General features: G+C 40.5%; 15 protein-coding genes. 8 read left to right on the top strand and 7 right to left on the bottom strand.

The window, feature by feature from the left end; genetic code table 11:
- Positions 1-293: 293 nt before the first annotated feature.
- From N6A79_RS00500 to arsC, 3 genes are all read right to left on the bottom strand, one after another.
- Complete coding sequence (locus N6A79_RS00500; RefSeq protein WP_246708240.1) at positions 294-614, bottom strand: septal ring lytic transglycosylase RlpA family protein; 321 nt, start codon at positions 612-614, stop codon at positions 294-296.
- 903 nt (positions 615-1517) lie between these two features.
- The gene (locus N6A79_RS00495; RefSeq protein ID WP_268546559.1) at positions 1518-2657 is read right to left on the bottom strand and encodes a phosphatidate phosphatase App1 family protein; all 1140 of its coding nucleotides are present in this window, start codon (positions 2655-2657) and stop codon (positions 1518-1520) included.
- A gap of 184 nt (positions 2658-2841) precedes the next feature.
- Complete coding sequence (gene arsC / locus N6A79_RS00490; RefSeq protein WP_268546558.1) at positions 2842-3207, bottom strand: arsenate reductase (glutaredoxin); 366 nt, start codon at positions 3205-3207, stop codon at positions 2842-2844.
- A 527-nt stretch (positions 3208-3734) separates the two neighbouring features.
- Between arsC and lpdA the strand changes: the two genes are divergently transcribed.
- Positions 3735-5141, top strand: coding sequence for a dihydrolipoyl dehydrogenase (gene lpdA / locus N6A79_RS00485; RefSeq protein ID WP_268546557.1), 1407 nt, complete (start codon positions 3735-3737; stop codon positions 5139-5141).
- A gap of 132 nt (positions 5142-5273) precedes the next feature.
- Here lpdA and N6A79_RS00480 read toward each other — a convergent pair whose 3' ends face one another.
- Positions 5274-5747, bottom strand: coding sequence for a hypothetical protein (locus tag N6A79_RS00480; RefSeq protein WP_268546556.1), 474 nt, complete (start codon positions 5745-5747; stop codon positions 5274-5276).
- A gap of 285 nt (positions 5748-6032) precedes the next feature.
- On the opposite strand from N6A79_RS00480, the gene galU reads away from it, so the two are divergent.
- Together galU and N6A79_RS00470 are read left to right on the top strand one after the other, a co-directional pair.
- A complete protein-coding gene (galU, locus tag N6A79_RS00475; protein ID WP_442784239.1) occupies positions 6033-6917 on the top strand; it encodes a UTP--glucose-1-phosphate uridylyltransferase GalU in 885 nt (294 codons plus the stop codon).
- A 191-nt stretch (positions 6918-7108) separates the two neighbouring features.
- On the top strand, positions 7109-8107 hold the full coding sequence (locus N6A79_RS00470) for a KpsF/GutQ family sugar-phosphate isomerase (protein WP_268546555.1): 999 nt from the start codon (positions 7109-7111) through the stop codon (positions 8105-8107).
- Between the two features lie 95 nt (positions 8108-8202).
- Here the strand turns inward: N6A79_RS00470 and N6A79_RS00465 are convergent, their stop codons facing one another.
- Positions 8203-9432 carry an MFS transporter gene (locus N6A79_RS00465; RefSeq protein WP_268546554.1) on the bottom strand — a complete coding sequence of 410 codons (1230 nt, stop codon included), beginning with the start codon at positions 9430-9432 and terminating at the stop codon, positions 8203-8205.
- 290 nt (positions 9433-9722) lie between these two features.
- Here N6A79_RS00465 and N6A79_RS00460 point away from each other — a divergent pair, with 290 nt between their 5' ends.
- Entirely contained in the window at positions 9723-11306 is a 1584-nt protein-coding gene (locus N6A79_RS00460) for a phospholipase D family protein (protein ID WP_268546552.1), read from the top strand.
- 126 nt (positions 11307-11432) lie between these two features.
- Positions 11433-11966 carry a metallophosphoesterase gene (locus N6A79_RS00455; RefSeq protein WP_268546551.1) on the top strand — a complete coding sequence of 178 codons (534 nt, stop codon included), beginning with the start codon at positions 11433-11435 and terminating at the stop codon, positions 11964-11966.
- A gap of 6 nt (positions 11967-11972) precedes the next feature.
- Here the strand turns inward: N6A79_RS00455 and N6A79_RS00450 are convergent, their stop codons facing one another.
- Both N6A79_RS00450 and N6A79_RS00445 read right to left on the bottom strand, forming a co-directional pair.
- A complete protein-coding gene (locus N6A79_RS00450; RefSeq protein WP_442784290.1) occupies positions 11973-13289 on the bottom strand; it encodes a bifunctional folylpolyglutamate synthase/dihydrofolate synthase in 1317 nt (438 codons plus the stop codon).
- A gap of 107 nt (positions 13290-13396) precedes the next feature.
- Entirely contained in the window at positions 13397-15196 is a 1800-nt protein-coding gene (locus tag N6A79_RS00445; protein ID WP_268546549.1) for an ABC transporter transmembrane domain-containing protein, read from the bottom strand.
- Positions 15197-15351: 155 nt separating this feature from the next.
- Between N6A79_RS00445 and rpmE the strand changes: the two genes are divergently transcribed.
- From rpmE to trmD, 3 genes are all read left to right on the top strand, one after another.
- Entirely contained in the window at positions 15352-15573 is a 222-nt protein-coding gene (gene rpmE / locus N6A79_RS00440; RefSeq protein ID WP_182418387.1) for a 50S ribosomal protein L31, read from the top strand.
- Positions 15574-15908: 335 nt separating this feature from the next.
- Entirely contained in the window at positions 15909-16499 is a 591-nt protein-coding gene (rimM, locus tag N6A79_RS00435) for a ribosome maturation factor RimM (RefSeq protein WP_268546548.1), read from the top strand.
- A 23-nt stretch (positions 16500-16522) separates the two neighbouring features.
- On the top strand, positions 16523-17221 hold the full coding sequence (gene trmD / locus N6A79_RS00430) for a tRNA (guanosine(37)-N1)-methyltransferase TrmD (RefSeq protein ID WP_268546547.1): 699 nt from the start codon (positions 16523-16525) through the stop codon (positions 17219-17221).
- The last annotated feature ends 74 nt before the right edge of the window (positions 17222-17295 follow it).

Genomic DNA, 17295 nt, shown 5'->3' with positions numbered 1-17295 from the left:
CAATGCTAAAAAATTCCAAGATAATGAGAAAGCAATTTTGCATTTACAATATCTTGATATATTCGCATATAAAACCTTAAGGGGTTTTCAATTGCAAGCGTCGCGGCCATAAATAGCGATCATTTTTCTATTAATATAATCGCTAGGCTTTACCACTATTTTTTCCTTATAGAAAAACTAGCAATTTCGCAAGCTAACAGTTTGGCAAATATATCAAACTTTGTGGGTATAAAGCTGCAATTTAGAAGCACTCGAAACAATAGTTTTATAGCGCTTGGTATTGGCAGCGTATATTAGCTAATACGCTCATAGCAAACAGCGGCGTGACCAGCACTTATATAGCCAAGTTCGCGGGCTGCACCTTTAGATAGATCAAGCACGCGGCCACGAATGAAAGGTCCGCGATCATTAATGCGCACCACAACTGATTTACCATTAGCTTTGTTGACAACACGGATTTTGCTGCCTAATGGCAAGGAGCGGTGCGCGGCGGTCATAGCTGATGGATTCATGCGCTCACCTGAAGCTGTTTTGGAGTAAAGCGCGTACCAAGAAGCACGTCCACATTGGCTAGCTGCAGATGCAGTTTGAGGCATAAGAGTAATAAGCGGCATTGCAATTGCACCAAGCAAACACACAGCTCGGCTAAGGGCAGAAGACATATCATTTCCAATTGTTATTGATAATATTGGTTAATGACTGCTGACCTAAGGGTAATATATGGCGATGCTGTGTTGAAAATTTGATAATATCAAATCGAAGAAATTTTTAAAAAATTGTATCAAAATGATAAATCTTTTATTTTAAGTAAATTTATATTAATTATATTCCTATAATTATTTAAATTAAATTTTTTATATTTTTATATTAAAAAAATATCGATTGATTTATTTCAATTACAAATAAATGATATTAAAAATCAGGTATTCAATATTTTAAATAATTTACGGTAGATTTTGAACATTGATCAAAGCTTTTTGAAAAAGTTATTTGGAAAATTCTATTAGTAAAAGAAGCAGACGCTTCCTTGCCCAATTTTGGAAATGACCTGCCGCAATTGGTAAGATTTCCTTATTGTGGTCATAATTCAGTTAAGTTATTCACAGCCTTAGCGTAAATTTATAGGATTTCTAAGTGATATTTCTGTTTTGATCTTAGGAAATTTGACGCAAATTGGGAGATTTCGCCATAATTGGTCGATATGAGGCATGGTTAAATAAAAAAAATTAAATTATGACGCATTCAATTTGCTGAGGCGATCATCTTTCACTCAAAAAAATAACAAATGCAGCAAAATGCCATTAAGGTTTTCTTCTCTTCACCATGTGCTCTATCGATTTTTGAGCATATTTCAAGATGCGCTAAGTAAAATGAAGATTGTTGGCACTCTATTGGATATATTTTAATAAGCTAGCGAGTCCCCAAATTGCCGCTTCACAACAATATTGGCGACAAGACGCATAGCGCCATCACTTTAAATGCAACAACACTCTGCCGTTTAAATATTTCTAAAAATATTAATAGCCGTGGGCGCTGCGCCATTGATTGACAGCCAACCGCATTTTTTCAACCGAATTAGTAACCAACCATTGTTCCGCAGGTAAACCTGCAAAAATTTCTGCGTAATTTTTGGTTACTCCCTCAGATGAAACATCTCTAATGCAAATACCAATGATTTGATTGGGATATTTACGCATAAAATCTGCATATATTGTCGGATCATGCTCGCCTGAATCACCAATTAAAATAAAATGGCGATTTGGGTAAGCCTTGACCAAACGTTCAATGGAAGATGGCTTATGCAAGCGCGCTGCACCGCGTGGCACAATTTCGGTCCAGCGGGTTGTTTCGCGCAGATGCATACTGCCTTCGGGATAGCCCGCCTTATTCATAAACTCAGATAAGAGCGGATAAAGCTGAATAGGCGAAGATGAAACATAATGAAAAGCAACCTCCTTATCATTGGCAAGATCGCTATACCATTCACTCATGCCATCAACAGCCACAAACTCCTCTAGAAATGTTTTGATCAATACTTGCCGGGTTTTCCCAACCTTGGTTTCTTTAATTGTATCATCAATATCTGAAACAATGGATAGACCACTTTTAGGAGCAAAATACGCCGTTGCCTGATTATGATTGGCAGGCTTACCTCGACCATTTAATTCAAAAAATATTTTTTTATTTTCTTCTCCAAAAGGCTGTGGTGGTAAAATGGCCACAACATCACCTGTTCTGCCGCTACGCTTAGTCAAAGGTAAGCTATGGCGATTACCAGCAATATCGGTAACGAGAATTTGCTTCCCCCGCTCTGAATCAACCCGAAATAATTGTGTGCGTTCATAAAAGCGTTGGCGTTCTGCAGGGGTAAGGCTTGACAGATCAATCCCTAAAAAAAGCGCGAGCATTTGAGTTAAGCCGGGTCGTCTTTGTTTTTCATAGACCCAGGCCTGCACACCTGCAACATATTTGCCATCGCTTTGCTCATAGGCAATATCGGGCAAAAACATTACATATTCATCACTTTTTAACAAAGGGTTCGCGGTAGCAACTCCTATCATTGGGACAATAAAACCAACAGTTGAGATTAGCTTGCGAAAGGCAGGAGAATCAACCCCCCTCATACGTCTTTTTTGTTGAATACCGAGATCTGCCATATGTTCAATACGTCCAGTCCTTGTACACCTCCCCAAAAGAGAAGCGGCTTGCAATAAACTTATGTTAAACCAATTTTCAAAGCCTTAACCAACAATGCTATTTATAAACTAGTCCTATTCTTTGTGTCTTATTCGTATTAGCCATATAAATATGGTATAACCATCAAAATGAGCGCCAGACTTTTTAATTTTGAACCAATAATTCATTAACGCTTGTTGCCGGCCTGCACAATTTAACGCCATTTGGCGACGCAACAATTGGTCGATTAATAAGTTCTGGATATCCGTGCATCAGCGCAGAAATCTGTTCATCATTAAGCGTTAGGTCATCAAGACCAAATTTATTATAAGCTTCTTCCTTGGTGCGGATAAAATCACGCAACTCAATACTGGAGCGTTTAGCCAAGATATTCAACATTAATGCTGATGGAGGTGTTTTAAGATATTCGATGATATGGGGCTCTATACCACTTGCCCTGATCATATCGAGAACATCACGCGAAGTACTGCAACGTGGATTATGATAAATGATAACATCAAAAGCTTGCATATATAATCCCAATTAGTCATCAATGTATTATTGAAGAATATGCTTAAATTTTATTAAAACTTGCTATTTGACATTTTCATTAAAATCTTAACCTTTTTAATAGGTAGTTTTAATTAAGACCACCAATAAGCAATTTGTTAAAAGTCTAAGCAAAAATCTCATTTTACTAGCTTAATAAACGAAGCCTACATTAATCACAATTTTTTTCAAACAGAAAATGTAATTTACAACTGCATATTAAGAATAAAAATATAACAATTTTATTACAACCAACACAAAAAAATTTTAACTTTAAAAATCCAATATGCAAAAACCTTGAAAACCTGCTTTTTCACCACGGTTTCTATTGCATTATGTATATAATTATTTGGTCTATCATTAATTAGGATTAAATAAATTTTACCAACATAATATTTAAACCAAAGACAATAAAATTTGTCATTTGCCTCAACTTTGTTTTTGAGACTCACATAATTTATGCTAATCACCGATAAACGATGGGAAAACCCAAAGCAAAAGGAAGAATCATGTCTTATGATGTTGTGGTGATCGGTTCAGGCCCAGGCGGCTATGTTTGTGCATTTAAAGCTGCCCAATTAGGGCTTAAAACCGCAATGATTGAAAAGCGTAAAACATTTGGCGGCACATGCCTCAATGTTGGCTGTATTCCATCAAAAGCATTGCTTCATGCTTCAGAAGTATATGCCGAAGCCTCTCATGGCTATGATTCAATCGGTGTTAAAATTGGCAAGCCGGAATTTGATTTTGCCAAAATGATGGAATTCAAGCAAAGCGTTATTGATGCCAATACTAGCGGTGTTGCCTTTCTAGCTAAAAAGAACAAGGTTGATACTTTTATTGGCACTGGTAAAATTGTTGCTCAAGGCAAAATTGAAGTAACTGCTGAAGATGGCAGTGTTCAAACTGTTGAAACCAAAAACATCGTTATTGCAACTGGCTCTGATGTTGCAGGTATCCCTGGTGTTGAATTTGAATTTGATGAAAAAACCATCATTTCATCAACCGGTGCCTTGGCGCTAACCAAAGTTCCATCAACAATGATTGTCGTTGGTGCGGGTGTTATTGGTAGTGAACTTGGTTCAGTTTATGCGCGTCTTGGTACAAAAGTAACAATTGTTGAATATCTTGATAAAGCCCTTGGCGGCATGGATGGCGAAGTATCGCGCAACTTCCAAAGACTTATGGAAAAGCAAGGCATTACTTATAAGCTTGGCGCTAAAGTAACCGGTGTTGAAAATGGCTTCATGGGTGCAACGGTGCGTTATGAACCTGTAAGTGGCGGCGAAACCCAATCGCTTCATGGTGATGTTGTTTTGGTTGCAACTGGTCGTAAGCCTTACACAACTGGTCTTGGACTCGAAGAAGTTGGCGTTAAGCTTGACAATCGTGGCTGTGTTGAAATTGACAATCATTGGAAAACCAATATTGATGGCGTTTATGCTATTGGTGACGTGGTTAAAGGCCCAATGCTTGCCCATAAGGCTGAAGATGAAGGTGTTGCTGTCGCTGAAATTTTGGCTGGTCAAAAAGGCCATGTTAATTTTGATGTGATTCCGGGTGTTGTTTATACCCAGCCAGAAGTTGCGTCTGTTGGTAAAACGGAAGAAGAATTAAAAGCTGCTGGCATTGAATACAATGTCGGTAAATTTCCATTTACTGCTAATGGTCGTGCACGCTCGATGCAGCATACAGACGGTTTTGTAAAAATCCTAGCTTGCAAAAAGACCGACCGGGTTCTTGGTGGTCATATTCTTGGTTATGGTGCTGGTGAAATGATCCACGAAATTGCCGTGCTCATGGAATTTGGTGGCTCATCAGAAGATCTTGGCCGTACTTGCCACGCACATCCAACCATGTCGGAAGCAGTACGTGAAGCAGCGCTTGCTACATTTGCTAAGCCTTTGCATATGTAAATTTTAAAAATGCTTAAACAAAAGCCCCTTTGGTTTTGCCAAAGGGGCTTTTATTTTTAATAGGGATTTTTTACAAATAAGGAGTGGCTATCGGCACAATTTTACCTGAGTCAATAACGATAAACCCACCCATCAAATGCCCAATACAACCATAGTCTTGTATTTTTCAAACACCCCATTGCCCCAGAGCAAAAACTCTTCAGCAAAGTTTAAAAATTCTTTTCGCGTTTTTTCAAAATATAATTTTTGATAAAAACCATCATCCTCAAAACGATTGAGGCTAGCCATGACATCTATTATGCTTTTAGCGTTTCGCCAATCACTAACCACATCCTTCACTGCGGTGACGATGATCTCCCATTCCTCGTTATCAATTTTTGTTATGCCCCAATGGCAATAATTATCACGCACATTTTCAGCGATACATCTTTCAATAAACCCAAAGGCAGTTTCGTTTATGCATATTCCATCATCATAATAGAAATTCTCCATTTCATTTACATAGTCGACAATTCCTTGCTCAACGGGTACCAGCGGCATAGTTAAGCCACCTGTTAAGGACGAGCCGTAGTTGACTTCAAAATTAACTGCTTTTTTGTTAGACATTTTCTACCGTTTACGCATTTATGGATAAAGATTGCCGCCGCTAAATTTCATTTCTAGCTAATCATCGCCTCTCTTTTATGCATTTTTCATTAAAGCCAATTTGGGTTTTGGCACAACATGCAATTACCCAATATTTGATGAGCCAGCAATTTTAACAATATCAAATATCATTACAAATGCGGCAAAAGGGTGTATTGTAATTAAATGGGATATATGTAAAAAATTATGGTACTTTATAACGCAGTTTAACGGCTTTTAAGCCTATATTATAAAAGGGGTATTTCCTTGCGCAAAATTCGTAAAGCGGTTTTTCCTGTTGCCGGTCTTGGCACTCGTTTTCTTCCTGCAACGAAGACAGTGCCTAAAGAAATGCTGACTGTTGTTGATAAGCCCGTTATTCAATATGTGGTTGATGAAGCACGCGCCGCTGGTATTGAGCATTTGATTTTTGTTACCGGCCGTAATAAGGCGGTGATTGAGGATTATTTTGATGCGCAAGTTGAATTATACCAAAATCTTGAATCGCGTGGCAAAAAAGAAGAACTAAACCATTTGCAAGAGTTGCAACCTTTGCCGGGCACAACGTCTTTTACCCGCCAACAAGATCCCCTAGGTCTTGGTCATGCTGTATGGTGCGCGCGCGAACTTGTTGGCAATGAGCCATTTGCCCTTTTATTACCCGACATGATCATGCAATCTCAACAAGGTTGCCTATCTGAAATGGTGCGCCTTTATAATGAAACGGGTGGCAATATTATTGCGGTGCAAGAATGCGCTGCAGAAGAAGCCCATAAATACGGTATTGTTGGCAAAGGCAACAACATTGCCAATGGTTTTGAAATTACTGAAATGGTTGAAAAGCCAGCACCTGGTAGCGCCCCATCAAACTTATTTATTAATGGCCGTTATATTATTCAGCCTGAAATTTTTGATATTCTTGCCCACCAAGAACGCGGTTCAGGAAATGAAATCCAATTAACCGATGGTATGAAAAAGCTTGCAAAAAACCAAGAATTTTATGGCTATCACTTCCAAGGTAAAACCTTTGATTGCGGCTCAAAAGTTGGTTTTATTGAAGCCAATGTCGCCTTTGGTTTAGAACGTGATGACATGCGCAATAGGATTATAGGTCCGCTAACCGAATTATTGAATAATGCCCAAAAATCATAATTGTAAATCAGCCCTCTTGATTTACAATATATCGGCTTGATTTGTTAAAGTCAGGGTAGCTTTAATTTAGCTGCTTCCTGACTTTAATTTTTTAAATGGCGGCTATATTTAAATCGAAAAACTACAGCACTGAAAGCTGTTATCGATAATTTTATAGACGGCGATAGAAATTTAATTTATTTGATATTATCATGGAAAAAATTGCAGACACAACAAGCATCGACAAGCAATCTGTTATTCATTCTGCGCTCAAAACAGTGCAAAATGAAAAGGCTGGGCTTGAAGCGCTAGAGCAAGCTTTAAAAAATGGTCTTTCAGAGCCATTTTTAACCGCAGTACAAACTATTGCCGGCATAAATGGTCGCGTGGTTGTAACAGGACTTGGCAAAAGCGGCCACATTGGCGCAAAGATTGCAGCCACCCTTGCCTCAACTGGAACACCGGCATTTTTTGTTCATGCAGCAGAAGCCAATCACGGTGATCTTGGCATGATTGGCCGCAATGATGTCATTCTTGCGCTTTCTTGGTCTGGTGAAACAACAGAACTTAAAGGCATATTAAACCATTCACGTCGCTTTAAAATTCCGCTGATTGCATTGACCTCCGGTGAAGATTCAGCCCTTGGTCGGCAAGCTGATATTCTTTTGTTGCTACCAAAAGCTGAGGAAGCTTGTCCGCATGGCCTTGCGCCGACAACATCAACCGGTATGCAATTGGCGCTTGGCGATGCTTTGGCTGTGTCTCTACTTGAAGCACGACATTTTTCGGCAAGTGATTTCAAGATTTATCATCCAGGTGGTTCGCTTGGCGCAAGTTTAAGCTTTGTACGTGATATCATGCATAAAAATGACAGTATACCACTGGTAAAGTTGGGCACACCAATGCCGCTTGCTATGCAAGAGCTTGCGGCAAAGCATTTTGGCTGTGTTGCAGTTATTGATGATAATGGCAAACTCAGCGGTATCGTGACTGAGGGTGACCTTGCGCGCAACTGTAACCGCGACCTTTCACAATTAAAGGTTGATGATGTTATGACAAAATCACCGAAAACCGTAAATCCAGATGCGATTACTGCATCAGCAATGGCCTTACTTAATGAATATAAAATAAGCGCCTTATTGGTGGTGGAGAATGATAAACCGATTGGGATTTTACATTTCCACGATTTATTGCGCCTTGGCACATTGTAATTTGCCCAAAGACTTAATTCTTGTTTATTTAAACATTTTTTACATAAAACATAAAAATAGAGCTTTTAGGCAAACTTGAAAATGAGCCAAATGTTCTATTTTTTGTTTACCAATAAAAGCATATTGCCCAAAGCACAAAGAATAAGCACAAAAGCGGTAATAAAAAATACGGGCTCCATACCAAAATAGCCCCCAATATAGCCCCCCATTAACGGCCCTAAAACCTGCCCAACATATTGGCAAGAAACCGATAGACCTAGCACGGTTCCAAGCTTATCATCACTAATATTTTGCCGTAAACTAGCGGTAATGCATGGAATAAGTCCGCCTAAAGCAACACCTAAGAAAAAGCGTAAAATTGCAAGCTGCAAGGGTGAGGTAACAAAGGCCTGCGGAATAAGCAAAAGCCCCGCACAAAGCATCGCGATAATCAAAACCGGTTGATAGCCAACTTTATCGGCAAGGCCACCTAATCGTTTAGCTGATAATGCACTACCAAGGGCCGTCACCGACATAATAATACCAGCCCAAAAAGTCACGCCCTGTAAATGAGATTGTGGCAAATCACCAACATCAACAGTCATTAATTGTTGAACATAAAGAGTAATAATTGGCTCAATTGACATATTTGCAAACATCAATAACATTGCGGTGGTCAAAGCAATAATCACTGGTACAGTCATAACGCTACGCCAAGGTTTACTTTGCGCCTTATCTGGTACATCACGTTTTTGAAATAGGCTTTTATTTTCTCTTAACATGAATGTCGTTGCCAAAAAGGTAATAAATATAACCAAACCAACAACCCAAAAAGAGGCTCTGATGCCAATATAAATTGGTAAAATACCACCAATTAATGGCCCTAAGAAATTACCAGCCATAATACCTGATGAAACAAGGCCAATCGCCCATCCGGTTTGATCGCGCGGTGCTTGTGTTGCTGCTAAAATAGCTGCACCAGAGGCATAGCCGCCAGCAAGACCAGTTAAAAGCCGCAAGAAAAATAATTGCTCAATTGATGTTGCCATGCCCATTAAAGCAATGGAAATTGCCATGCCAAAGCTTGCCCTCACCAACATCAATTTGCGGCCATAAAGATCACCAAGCCGCCCCCAAAGTGGTGCGACAAGAGCTGCGGCAAAATAGGTTATGCCATAGGTAATACCTGACCATGATGCAATGGAAGATGGTTTATCAACACCAAGATCAGCAATATAGAGCGGCAATATTGGCAGCAGCAATGTCATACCGACAATGGTGGTAAAAGCACCAAGGGTGACGATAATAACATTGCTTTTCCAATAAGGGTCGGCTTGCGCGCTCATTTTTATCTCTATCTTGTTGTTGCCATGTCTTGATCGTTAAAAACTGCGATGCAGTTTTTGTAACATCTGCATTAGCAAATGTGCTGTGCCGCAAATATGATTTTTTCATTTTTACATGCAGGATAATATGACAGTTAATTTTCAAAAATCTTTTAATAGGCTTCATTGATAAGTCTATGGTTCATACATAAATATGTCATGAACTTCAAATAATTATAACTGATATGAATGTGGTTGTTTTAGCAGAGTTCCAATAAAACCATCAAGGGAGTTTTCATCATTTGGAGCAAATGGATAGCATATTTGACTTTTTAAAAATATTTTTGCTGATTGTAATTATTATTGCACTCGCGTCCATTCTTGCCGTCTATACTTATGGTCGCTTTGCTAAACAAGCACGCGGCGAACCCTCTTATGCTTTGCCTTTGGAAGAAAATGCAACCCAGATAGATCAATTGGTGCAAAAAATTGCCCATGAGCGTAATGGCCTTGGCGTAAGTTACAATGCCCTGTCGCTATTGATTAATAATCTTGATGCTTTTGCCGCCCGCGTTCTTGCAGCACGCATGGCAGAGCGCAGCCTTGATATGATGTATTATATTTGGGACGATGACGTAACGGGGCGGCTCTTGCTTAACGAAATTGTTGAAGCGGCAGATCGCGGTGTCAAAGTGCGGCTCATTCTGGATGATATTAATGCGCAAGGCCGTGATCGCGCTTATGTAGCTCTTGACCAACATCAAAATATCGAAATCCGCATGTTTAATCCTTCGCGTACCCGTCAAAATGGTTTGCAACGTGGATTAGAAATGGCCCTGCGCGCCTTAACTGTAACACGGCGTATGCATAATAAGGCTTTTATTGCCGATGGTCGCCTTGCCTTTGTTGGGGGACGCAATATTGGTGACGCCTATTTTGGTGCGGGGCAGAAGTCTAATTTTCGTGATCTTGATCTCATACTCATTGGACCAGAGGTACGCAATGCTGAAAGCATTTTTGATACATTCTGGAATAGCGAAGTGGTTTTGCCAATTCATGCCCTAACCCTACCGCGCACGCTTAAAAACCCTGATAAATGGAAAACAAAATTGCGGCTTTTCCGCAAATCGGCAAAGGCTCGCCCCTATCTTGATTATTTGCACCATCATTTGGGACTTCATCATTTTTTAGAAAAAAATGGTCGTCTCATTGCGGCTGATATGGTGAAAGTCATTTCAGACCCACCAGAAAAAGCCCTTAATAAAGGCGCAGATAATTGGCTTATGGAAATTTTAATGCCCTTTATCAATGAGGCAAGCACCAATTTACAAATAACATCGCCCTATTTTATTCCAGGTATTGCAGGCAGCGAGCATTTAACCAAAATTGCAGCTGATGGTTGTGATGTGCAAATTCTCACCAATTCCCTATCAGCAACCGATGTCGCTGTAGTGCATGGCGGCTATATGTGCTACCGCAAAAAACTATTAAAAGGCGGCGTTAAGCTTTATGAGTTAAAGGCCGATAGTGGTCATCACCATTTGCGGCTTTTTGGTTCAGGCCATGCAAGCTTACATACCAAAGCTTTTTTGATCGACCGTGAGCGTGGCTTTGTTGGCTCATTCAATTTTGATCCACGCTCGGCATCGCTTAACACCGAAATGGGCATTTTATTTGATTGCCGTGAAATCGCTATCATGATGGATCAACTTTTTTGCGAAGAAATCAATGATGATATGAGCTATGAAGTGATGCTTGATAAAAAAGACCGTTTAAATTGGCATGACATTGAAGATGATAAGCTTGAGATTTATAAACACGACCCCAAAACATCAATTTGGCGGCGACTTTTTGTGCAGCTTATTAGTTGGCTGCCGATTGAATCGCAATTATAGTATTATAATTCTAATTTTGTCGACTTGCTTAAAATATCAAGCATCTGTGTTTGATTAATGCAACAGCCATTTTTTTTATCAAAGTGCGCATTGTGAGCCGCTATTTCCTGTGATAAAATTCGCGCCATGAAACATTGGTATACTGCCGACCCGCATTTCGGCCATAAGAATATTCTTCATTATTGCGATCGCCCCTTTGAAAATACAGATGATATGGATGCCGCCTTGCTGCAAAATCTGCAAGACTGTGTCATGCAAGACGATCATCTTTGGATCATTGGCGATTTTTATTGCGGCAAAAAAAACAAAGATGCCGCATTATTAAATGCCCTTTTCAACTCTATTCCCGGGCAAAAACATCTCATCATTGGCAATCATGATCACAGCAGCGTCAAGCGCCTGCCATGGGCAAGTATTCATGATCTTTTTGAGCTGAGCGATGGTGAAACCAAATTAGTGCTTTGCCATTATCCACTTTTAAGCTGGAACGGCGACCACCATGGTAGCTTACATCTTTTTGGTCATGTCCATGATAAGTGGCAAGGCACCAATAAAAGCATCAATGTCGGTGTTGACTTATGGGATTATAAGCCAACAGATCTTGAAGCGATAAAGCAACGCACTAAAACCTTGCCGCCGTTAAAGCTTTGGGGCAAATAAGTCATTTTAGCGCGGTGGTGTGCCATTTTGGTTTAAGGCGTCACCTGCAAGATAAAGCGAGCCGCAAATCAAGATAAGGCTGCGTTTGCTTTCATCATTTATAGTTGCAATTTCCTGCAAAGCTTCATCAATCGAACCAGTTGCTGTTGCATCAAGCTTAGCAGCTTTTGCCATTGCAGCCAGATCCTTTGGATCAATACCCGCATCGGATGATTGCACCGGCACAGTAAAGACCATTGGCGATAGGCAAGCAAAATTTTCAAAATAGGATTGGCTATCCTTGGTGTTGATCATACCAGCAATGAGATAAAGCCGATCATATTGATTGCTCATAATTTTCTTTAATGCCGCAACCGTAACTGCGCCAGCTGCAGGATTATGACCGCCATCTATCCAAATATCGCAATTTTTTGCAGCATGATCGAGCAATGCACCTGATACTAATTTTTGCATTCGCCCCGGCCAATAAACATGACGTAAAGCGTTAGCAATTTGCTCATCTTGAATTGCAAAGCCGGCAACTTTTACCGCTTGAATAGCACTAGCCGCATTTTGAATTTGATAAGCACCATTTAATTGTGGCAATGGCAAATCAATCAAGCCTTGTTCATTTTGAAAAGCCATGCGCCCATGTTCTTCATAAGCGGTAAAATCTTGGCCAAAAATATAAGTCGGTGCGTGATTTTTTTGGGCAAGAGTAGTTAAAACATCTAAAGCCTCATCGCTTTGTTGCGCGCTAATCACCACCGGACAATTTTTCTTGATAATGCCAGCCTTTTCACCGGCAATGGCAGCAATTGTATCGCCCAAAAAGGCTTGATGGTCTAACGATATTGGCATGATCAGCGAGACGGCTGGGCTTGCGATGACATTAGTGGCATCAAAACGACCACCCAATCCCACTTCCAATATAATTGCGTCGGCAGGATGCTCGGCAAAAAGCAAAAAGGCAGCAGCAGTCAATATTTCAAAAACAGTAATCGCTGCACCGGCATTTGCCGTGTTAATACGCTGCAAAACATCGGCTAAAACGCCATCATCAACAAATTGGCTACTTGTTTTTTGACCATTTTGGCTAGCACGCGTATTTTGCGCAAGGCGATAACGCTCATGCCAATGGACAAGATGAGGAGACGTATGGACATGGACACCATAGCCGGCTTCTTCCAATAGCGATCTTAAATAGGCACTGGCAGAACCCTTGCCATTAGTGCCAGCAATATGGAAAATTGGCGGCAATTTATTTTGCGGTGAACCTAATTTTTCTAAAAGATCACTAATGCGCCCTAAAGACAAGTCAAAGCCTTTAGGGTGATGGCGCATAAATTCTTTGATAAGATCATCAGCCGTTTGACGCGTTGTCATATTTTATCTCTTAAGCAAGCAAAACTATAAATTTATAATGGTGAATAGAAGCCAAAATTTTCGCATTAGACATGGTTTGAAAACTGCAGATGCGCTAAACGGGCATAAAGACCCGACTTTTCAACCAGTTCTTCATGCTTTCCTTGTTCAACGATGTGACCATTTTCCATAACCATAATGCGATCAGCTTTTAAAACGGTCGCAAGGCGATGGGCAATGACCAATGTAGTGCGCCCTTCCATTAATTTTTCCAGTGCTTTTTGCACAAGCATTTCACTTTCTGCGTCAAGGGCTGAGGTTGCTTCATCTAGCAGTAATATTGGTGCATTACGCAAAATAGCACGCGCGATGGCAATGCGCTGCTTTTGCCCGCCTGACAAAGTAACACCGCGCTCGCCAACTTCAGTATCAAAACCATTGGGCAATTCATGAATAAAATCATAAGCATTGGCAGCTCGCGCTGCATTCTCAATCTCTGCCATACTGATATCAGGGCGGCCAAAGGCAATATTATCACGCATCGTACCATCAAAAATAGCAACATCTTGTGGAACATAAGCAATATGGTCGCGTATATCAGTAGGATCAGCTAGGGTAAGCTCTTGACCATTTATAAAAATCTTACCGCTTTGTGGATCATAAAAACGCAACAAAAGCGCAAAAATTGTGCTCTTACCAGACCCCGATGGCCCAACAAAGGCTACATTTTCACCCTGCTCCACTGCAAAACTCAAATGATGAGTGGCTTGGAAATCCGGTCTTGTTGGATAGGTAAAGGAAACATCATCAAAACGCACACTGTCGCCCATATCCTTAACAATGGCGCGCGCATTTTGTGGCTTGGTAATATCAGACTTTTCGTCCAATAATTCAGCAATACGTTCAGCCGCGCCCGTTGCTTGGGCAAGTTCGGCGCCAACTTCGGATAATTGCCCAAAGGAGCTTGCTGCAAAAACCGCATATAACACAAATTGACCTAAAGTGCCGCCGCTCATTTTGCCGGCAAGCACGTCATTAGAGCCAATCCATAAAACAGCAACGACGCTGCCAAAGACGAGAAAAATAGCAAATCCGGTTAAAAAAGCTCGTGATTGCACCGATTGGCGCGCCGCATTAAACGCCTTATCAACCAGTTTCTTAAATTGCGATGAAACAAAATTTTGCGCATTAAAAGCTTGTACTGTGCGGATTGCCGCAATTTGCTCACCCGCCAAAGCATTAGCCTCTGCTAGCCTATCCTGTGCTTTACGGGTTCGTACACGCACTTTACGGCCAAAAGCAATAAGCGGAATAACAATGATGGGAATGGTGATTAATACCAGTGTTGATAATTTCGGGCTAGTGATAATCATCATAATCACGGCGCCCACCGCCATAATAATATTGCGCAAGGCGACAGACACGCTAGCACCCACAGCGGATTTTATTTGGGTTGTATCGGCTGAAAGGCGCGAGACGATCTCACCAGAATGAGAGCGATCATAAAAACCCGGCGACAAATCAACCACATGAGAAAAAACATCACTACGTAAATGATTGACGACTTTTTCACCAAGGGTAATAACAAAATAATAACGCGCTGCAGAGGCAAGACCTAAAATGGCTGCTAAGGCTAGCATCATGACAAAATAGGAATTAATCATTTCGCCGCTGCTATCGGAAAAACCGTGATCCAGCATACGACGAATGGCAATAGGTAATGCCAACATAACAAGAGCTGCAACAATTAATGAAATAAGTGCGCCCAAACAAATGCCGCGATTGCGCTTGATATAGGGGAAAAGTACCTTTAACGGTCGCGTCTTTTTACCATTTTTTTGGTTTTTACTGTTTTTTTCATCTTTTTTGCCGCGAAATAATGCCATTTTACTTTGTGCCCTTGTTATCGTCGTCATGCTGATGTATAGGCAGAATCTGATTTTTGAAAGCCTGTAATGTTAGATAGGTTTTCTTTAGCAAAAGATTAGTTGGTTCGCACCCCTCAAATTGGGATTAGCGGAATAAAGTTCAGGAAACGATAATGAAAGCTGACATTCATCCAAATTATCATGCCATCAAGGTTGTTATGACCAATGGTACAGAATACATGACCCGTTCAACATGGGGCAAAGAAGGCGATACTCTTAACCTTGATATCGATCCAAATTCTCATCCAGCTTGGACTGGTGGATCACAGGGTCTTGTTGACCGTGGTGGCCGCGTATCCAAGTTCAAGAATCGTTTTGGCAATCTTGGTATTTAAGCCTTTGGCGGATTTTTCAATTAAGTTACTGATATTTAATTGAAATATTTCCCTTTCTAATTCTTCTTTTGTGTTTTATTTTTAAAATATAATAAGGATATTTTAGACAATTTAAAAAAGCCGCGCATTGCGCGGCTTTTTAATTATTATTTCGCATAATAAAATTTAAAAATTAGCTCAGTGTAAAATACAGGGCATAATTATAGGGATAAGTTTAAATAAATCGTGGTATATTTTATGTTATTTATCCACATAAAACATGAAAAAAGCAACTTTATTTTTAAGACGATTTTTTAAACATCCTCCAATAAGTCAAAATGAGGTTTGGATAAATCATGGTAAAGCTCAATAAGCCAGTATTACTAGCCCGAATCGGTGCAGCCCATGGCATTAAAGGCGAAGTGCGTATAAAAAGCTTTACAAGTGACCCACTTGCCTTGGGTGATTATGGGACACTTTATGATGCTAATGGCAACAATATCAAAATTTTGTCCCTGCGCCCGCAAAAAGATATGTTGGTTGCAAGACTTGCCGGTATTGATAGCCGTGAAAAGGCCGAAGGTCTTAATGGCAAAGAAATCTTTGTTGAGCGCGATCAGTTACCTGCAGACCTTGAGGAAGATGAATTTTATCTTGAGGATCTCATCGGTCTTGCAGTCCATGATCTTGACAATACGCCAATTGGTAAAGTGCGAAGCCTATATAATTTTGGTGCCGGCGATCTTATTGAAATGAGTGATAAAACCGGTAAGCTCGTCTTTATTCCTTTTACTCAAGCAGCGATTCCAACTATTGATATTGCTGGCGGTAAAATCATTATAGACCCCGTTCTTGCCGGATTGGTGAGCGAAAAAGAAGATGAATTTACCGATGCAGAACTTGCAGAGGCACAAAAATTAGCCAATAGCTCACTTGTTAAAAACTAACCTTCAATAGCGGATCATTTGTTATGGCCTTTAATGCGCATATTTTAACGCTTTATCCTGAAATGTTTCCGGGCTTTCTTGGTCAATCATTAGCCGGCAAAGCATTGCAGCAGGAAATTTGGTCGTGCAACCCAATACAGATTCGTGATTTTGCAACAGGCCGTCACCGTAATGTTGATGATACGCCATCGGGCGGTGGCGCAGGCATGGTAATGAAAGCGGATGTTTTAGCAAGTGCGATTGATTCGACCCCTGCCCATTTGCCGCGTTTTTTAATGAGCCCACGCGGCAAACCATTTAATCAAGCCATGGCGCATGAAATTGCCTCCCTTGATGGCGCAACCTTTATTTGCGGCCGCTTTGAAGGTGTTGACCAAAGGGTCATCGATCAGAGAAATTTACAAGAAATATCAATTGGTGATTATATATTATCGGGTGGTGAAACCGCAGCTTTGGTTATTCTTGACGCAATTATCAGGCTTTTACCCGGTGTTATGGGCAATATGGAATCAGCAAGTGTTGAAAGCTTTGAAGCCGATCTTCTTGAGCATCCCCATTATACCAGACCACAAGAGTTTGAAGGCATTGCCATTCCTGATGTTTTAACCTCTGGTAATCATAAGGCGATCAATGCTTGGCGCCAACAGCAGGCCGAAAATATTACCCGAGAGCGGCGACCTGACCTTTGGGATAAATATTGTAAAAATACGAGTAAAGCTTGATTTATCACCTTTGCTAGTGTAAGGGCTACTCACAAGTTTTAGAAATCTATTTTCTAGATCCTTAAAATCAATAA

Origin of the sequence: Bartonella sp. HY761 (assembly GCF_026743145.1) — a bacterium.
Taxonomy (GTDB): Bacteria; Pseudomonadota; Alphaproteobacteria; order Rhizobiales; family Rhizobiaceae; genus HY038.
This window is presented reverse-complemented; position numbering and strand designations above follow the sequence as displayed.

Bases quoted from the DNA above. Each gene is read 5' to 3' on its own strand.
- N6A79_RS00500 (WP_246708240.1), bottom strand. From the start codon at position 614: ATGCCGCTTATTACTCTTATGCCTCAAACTGCATCTGCAGCTAGCCAA.
- N6A79_RS00495 (WP_268546559.1), bottom strand. From the start codon at position 2,657: ATGGCAGATCTCGGTATTCAACAAAAAAGACGTATGAGGGGGGTTGAT.
- arsC (WP_268546558.1), bottom strand. From the start codon at position 3,207: ATGCAAGCTTTTGATGTTATCATTTATCATAATCCACGTTGCAGTACT.
- lpdA (WP_268546557.1), top strand. From the start codon at position 3,735: ATGTCTTATGATGTTGTGGTGATCGGTTCAGGCCCAGGCGGCTATGTT.
- N6A79_RS00480 (WP_268546556.1), bottom strand. From the start codon at position 5,747: ATGTCTAACAAAAAAGCAGTTAATTTTGAAGTCAACTACGGCTCGTCC.
- N6A79_RS00470 (WP_268546555.1), top strand. From the start codon at position 7,109: ATGGAAAAAATTGCAGACACAACAAGCATCGACAAGCAATCTGTTATT.
- N6A79_RS00465 (WP_268546554.1), bottom strand. From the start codon at position 9,432: ATGAGCGCGCAAGCCGACCCTTATTGGAAAAGCAATGTTATTATCGTC.
- N6A79_RS00460 (WP_268546552.1), top strand. From the start codon at position 9,723: ATGGATAGCATATTTGACTTTTTAAAAATATTTTTGCTGATTGTAATT.
- N6A79_RS00455 (WP_268546551.1), top strand. From the start codon at position 11,433: ATGAAACATTGGTATACTGCCGACCCGCATTTCGGCCATAAGAATATT.
- N6A79_RS00450 (WP_442784290.1), bottom strand. From the start codon at position 13,289: ATGCGCCATCACCCTAAAGGCTTTGACTTGTCTTTAGGGCGCATTAGT.
- N6A79_RS00445 (WP_268546549.1), bottom strand. From the start codon at position 15,196: ATGGCATTATTTCGCGGCAAAAAAGATGAAAAAAACAGTAAAAACCAA.
- rpmE (WP_182418387.1), top strand. From the start codon at position 15,352: ATGAAAGCTGACATTCATCCAAATTATCATGCCATCAAGGTTGTTATG.
- rimM (WP_268546548.1), top strand. From the start codon at position 15,909: ATGGTAAAGCTCAATAAGCCAGTATTACTAGCCCGAATCGGTGCAGCC.
- trmD (WP_268546547.1), top strand. From the start codon at position 16,523: ATGGCCTTTAATGCGCATATTTTAACGCTTTATCCTGAAATGTTTCCG.